Annotated in this window: 6 protein-coding genes and 1 pseudogene; 4 read left to right on the top strand and 3 right to left on the bottom strand. The window is 48.8% G+C overall.

The features are described 5' to 3' along the window. Window positions 1-438 (bottom strand): LysR family transcriptional regulator (locus AC3B8H_RS18915; RefSeq protein WP_488443073.1); only part of this gene is annotated, 438 nt, incomplete at its 3' end. A 119-nt stretch (window positions 439-557) separates the two neighbouring features. Here AC3B8H_RS18915 and AC3B8H_RS18910 point away from each other — a divergent pair. Genes AC3B8H_RS18910 through AC3B8H_RS18900 form a run of 3 tightly spaced genes read left to right on the top strand, consistent with a single transcriptional unit; the run spans window position 558 to window position 2,468 of the window. Continuing rightward, complete coding sequence (locus AC3B8H_RS18910; RefSeq protein ID WP_096876911.1) at window positions 558-884, top strand: EthD family reductase; 327 nt, start codon at window positions 558-560, stop codon at window positions 882-884. A gap of 42 nt (window positions 885-926) precedes the next feature. Next, window positions 927-1,529: a hypothetical protein gene (locus AC3B8H_RS18905; RefSeq protein WP_427501746.1), complete on the top strand. Its 603-nt coding sequence runs from the start codon at window positions 927-929 to the stop codon at window positions 1,527-1,529. A 45-nt stretch (window positions 1,530-1,574) separates the two neighbouring features. Next, on the top strand, window positions 1,575-2,468 hold the full coding sequence (locus AC3B8H_RS18900; protein ID WP_256612427.1) for a CE1 family esterase: 894 nt from the start codon (window positions 1,575-1,577) through the stop codon (window positions 2,466-2,468). Window positions 2,469-2,939: 471 nt separating this feature from the next. Here the strand turns inward: AC3B8H_RS18900 and AC3B8H_RS18895 are convergent, their stop codons facing one another. Both AC3B8H_RS18895 and AC3B8H_RS18890 read right to left on the bottom strand, forming a co-directional pair. Beyond that, entirely contained in the window at window positions 2,940-3,209 is a 270-nt protein-coding gene (locus AC3B8H_RS18895) for an HU family DNA-binding protein (protein WP_488443072.1), read from the bottom strand. A 94-nt stretch (window positions 3,210-3,303) separates the two neighbouring features. Next, window positions 3,304-3,996, bottom strand: coding sequence for an SOS response-associated peptidase (locus AC3B8H_RS18890; RefSeq protein ID WP_488443071.1), 693 nt, complete (start codon window positions 3,994-3,996; stop codon window positions 3,304-3,306). A 199-nt stretch (window positions 3,997-4,195) separates the two neighbouring features. Between AC3B8H_RS18890 and AC3B8H_RS18885 the strand changes: the two are divergent. After that, window positions 4,196-4,385: pseudogene (locus tag AC3B8H_RS18885) on the top strand (hypothetical protein); the annotation flags it as partial.

Genomic DNA, 4,385 nt, shown 5'->3' with positions numbered 1-4,385 from the left:
ACTGATAACTAAATCCAGGCTATCTTCATCAAGTTGATTCAATAGATTGCATTCACTGTCGACGACTAATTCCAGTTCTACATGGGGTCGTTCTTGCTGAAAGTCAGTGAAGAATGGACTTAAATGGTGTGCGGCAATTGTCGTCATCACGCCGATGCGAAGTGGCACAGTATTTAAGCGGCTGAAACGCACAGCCTCAGCTTTGACAGCTTGCGTCTTGCGCACTATTTCACGTATAGAAGGTTCAACCAAACGTCCTAAGGCCGTCAACCTACATCCGCCGCGGTCTCGGCTAAATAGCTCACCGCCAAGTTCATCTTCCAATTTCTTAATTGCTTGCGTCAGGGAGGGTTGGGCCACATAGGTTGCTTGTGCAGCGCGAGTGAATGAGCCTTTATCGCAGACGGCCAGAAAATAGCGAATTTGTTGCATTTCCACAGCTTGTCTCCTTTCTTGAATAGGAAAAACCTATTATTTCATAGAAAATTGGTATTTTACAATTAACATAACTCATTATTTAATATAAACACCAAGTCACCTAAATATTCAATATTCCTATGAAAACAGCAAAATTAATCGTAATGTACCCTACACCAACAGATTTAAAAACTTTTGAACGTCGTTATGCTGATGAGCATGTGCCGATGGCGGTCGAAAAGCTGGCCGGCAAAACACGATTTGTCGCCTCATTGATTCTTTCCAATGCAGACAAATCTGCAGCGCAGTTTCATCGGATTGCCGAGGTTTATTTTCCATCCCTCGCCGAATTAGAGGCTTGTCTGAATTCACCAGGCGGCCAAGAAACAGCTCAGCATGCCGTTGAGATTTCTAGCGGTGGTGATCCGTTGTTTCTGATCTCCGAGGTGGAAACCTTTGATTTCTAATCCGACCATCGGATTTAACATAATCACAGTGGAGGCAAATCAATGTCTAACTCTATCAAACTAAAAAAGGTGGCTTATAAGCGCATTAGGTGGCTGGGTCTGCTGCCTGTTGTCTTTTTGGTTGGATTAATGCCAACTATTGCCCAAGCGCATCGCGGTGCGCCTGACGAGGCCGATGCTTGCGTTACGAGAGTTGGTTTTGAACGAGTCCATTTCACGGCCTATACCCCGACTCTGTCAGGGGATCGGGAATATTGCAGCATCATTCCCGAAATCGGCCCAACTAATTTGGTGTTCGACTACGAAGGTAAAAGTCTGCGCAATGTCAGCGTGGAATTCGAAATCACCAAAGAACCTGAAGGGCAAAGGGTTTTTTATCAGCAGCCGAAAAAAGTTAAAAACGGCACTTTCGATAGTATGGTCGATTTTAGTCAATATGGTGCTGGTAATTATTTGGCTCACATCGCTATTGTCGACAAGGATAAGCGTCTTGACACTCATATTCCGTTCTCTGTTGGCCTGGAATCGGTTCCGGGAAAAAGCTATATGCTGCAGATTGTGATAATCGGAAGCTTGTTGTTGCTGGCTTATATTGTAATGAAGTTAGCGAATAAGGAAGCGCCCAATCACTCACCTGAGGCATGATCGAATGGTACAGGCGAGTCAAACGTACTTAGGGGGAATATGACTATGAATATGACTCAATTAAAGGTTTATCTTTTAAGAACCAATTCTTGGCAGAAAGTGCTATTCGGGTTACCGATATTAGTAATGGTTGTCATGCTTTTGATGGATCATAGCGGCGACTCGGTAGAATTGGGGCAGGCCGTGTATCGACCTGAGATGCTGAAACGTCTTTGCAAAGCTGATCAACTCAGTGGAGACGCTGGAGAGACTTATGGTGAAGAAACCGAAAATGGCATCAAATACAATGTCCGCACACCAGCCAATTATGATGCATCCGTTGCCCACCCACTATTACTGGTATTTTCTCCGGCCGGATCGAATCGGGCTAAAACCGAAAAAACAACTGGGTTCACTTTTCCTGCTACCCAAGCCGGTTTCATCGTGGCCTATGCGGATCACCCGGAATTATCGCCCAGCACTACCGTAGAATTAGGCACCATTCCCAGTTTAATGGCCAAAAAGTGGTGTATTGATGAAAAACAGGTCTATGTTACGGGACATTCCGATGGAGGGACTTCGGCAATGGCATTAGCGTTTATGACTGGCACACGACACATCCCACGTGCAATTGCGCCGAGCGCAGCAGGGGTTGCGTATGATGATTTACGCGACCGCAAATGCCCCGAGCCCTTGCCGGTTATGATCATGCACAGCAGCAAGGATCGCCTGTTTCCTGGTTATGGTCAGCAAGCGGTGGGTTGGTGGGCAGCTTGTAATAAATGTGATCCTATTCCGGATAAAATCGCAAATGGTTGCTCCTCTTATTCAGGGTGTGCCGGGGGCGTAAAAACGTTGTACTGTGAAGGTGATCAAATCCATTCACATTGGCCCGAGCGAAGTCAGGATATTGTCGAGTTTTTTGTGTCAGCGACTCAAGTTAGCCCACTGGCAAAGTGAAATTGGCTCTATATGAATCGTAATGGGTGCAAAGGTAAACCCGAAAGCAAACGGTCACCCAGATTCCTCTCGGGTCTGCCTGCTCCTTTTAGTGGCTGAACAGTTGGTTGACAACCGACCTGGACGTATTGAGCCTAGAGCCATCAAACGACGACCCAAAACGAAGCCGAATACCGGACAGCCGATTGGGTTACATGGTGCCTTAATTATTAAAATGGGATAGCTACTCCGAGCGGCGGGTTTTGGCCGATTGGGTGAGATCACCAACGGCGGCTATGTGACTTCCGGTTAGACACCTCGATTTGGCTTACTGGCCGCTTTGGAGAAACACGAGTGGAAAAAATGGGCGGTTCTTTTACTTCGGTCTGTACCTTGGTTTCAAGAAGTTTAAACGTTAGCAACAGGAGCCGCTAGCTCACTATACCGGCCACCTACTGTCAGTCGATCCTGCTCGTCGACTGACTGCTAATTTCAAAGAAGGTTTTTTAGACCTTTGCCGGCTTTGAACGAGGGCAATATAGCGGCTGCGATGGTGATTACTTCGCCGGTTTGTGGATTACGGCCGCTACGTTCGGCGCGGTCTTTCGCCTCAAAGGAACCGAAGCCCATAAGTGAGACGGAGTCACCGGCTTTCAGTGCGGATTGAATGGATTGGATAAGCCCATCCAAAGCGCGGCCTGCGTCTGCTTTGGTCAGTTTGGCGTGGCTGGCGATGGCATCAATGAGTTCAGATTTATTCATATCGGTTTGCTCCTGACGATGAAGGCAGTTGAGTGACGAATTTGCTAGCCTGATTTAGATTGCACGAGACCATTGTAGCCAGAAAATTCAGTGATTACTTCCAGGCTAATGGATGCGCATTTTGTTCAGCAGAAGGCTCAATACATTTTGCATCATCATGCTGGGGTTTATTAACCCAATCGCTGACCGCTGTCAGGGTGATGTCGGCATAAGCATCGTTTTCGAGTAACGACAATACCGCGTCGGCCCCGGCGGCTTTGTCCAACCAAGCATGATATTGATCGGGCGGAATAATCACCGGCATGCGTTCGTGAATGGCTTGCATCTGGACGTTGGCGGCGGTGGTAATGATGGTGCAGGAATACAAAGCCTCCTGACCTGATTTCCACTGCTCCCACAGACCGGCAAAGGCGAACAAGCCTCGATCGGCGCGGTGTATGTGAAAAGCCTGTTTGCCGTCCGCGCGCTTTTGCCATTCAAAATAGCCGTCGGTGGGAATCAAACACCGTTGGTGTTTTACGGCTTCCCGAAAGGCCGGCTTTTCGGTAAGGGTCTCCCGGCGGGCGTTGCTCAATTTCCAGCCGATCTTGCGATCCTTGGCCCAAGGCGGTACCAAGCCCCACCACAAATTCACGGCTTTGCGCGTCCCGTCGGCGCGCTCGACGATATTCAGAATTTTCTGACCGGGCGGAATGTTGTAACGGGGTTGCGTGCGAATCGACTTCAGCACCTGGAAATGCTCGGCCAGTGCTTCGCTGGTTGCGGTCAAGCTGTAACGGCCACACATGGGTATAGGCTCCGCAACATGATTAGAACAAATATAGAACAATTCCGGTTTCGACGGTAGACTATCCGCCCCTGGTCTCCGTCAGCTTGCCATGATGTCCCATCCGTCTGTTCCATTCAAGCCCGCTATCGCCGCTGATCCAGTCTCGGCGGCTCCGTTGGGATTCTTTCGACCCAAGCGATGGTTGTCGGCACTACGCTTGCCGCTGTTCGCCGGCAAGGTATCGGCGGGCTTCCCGTCGCCGGCGGCCGATTACGTCGATAAAACCCTCGATCTGAATGAACTGTTGATCCAAAAGCGTAAGCGATCTTTTGACCGCGTCTGTATAAGCAGATCGAAAGGAGTAAAGATAGTGTCCACTTACCACAAGGTGGACACCTATGAAGGAG

This window comes from Methylomonas sp. BG-2 (genome assembly GCF_057766305.1).
This window is presented reverse-complemented; position numbering and strand designations above follow the sequence as displayed.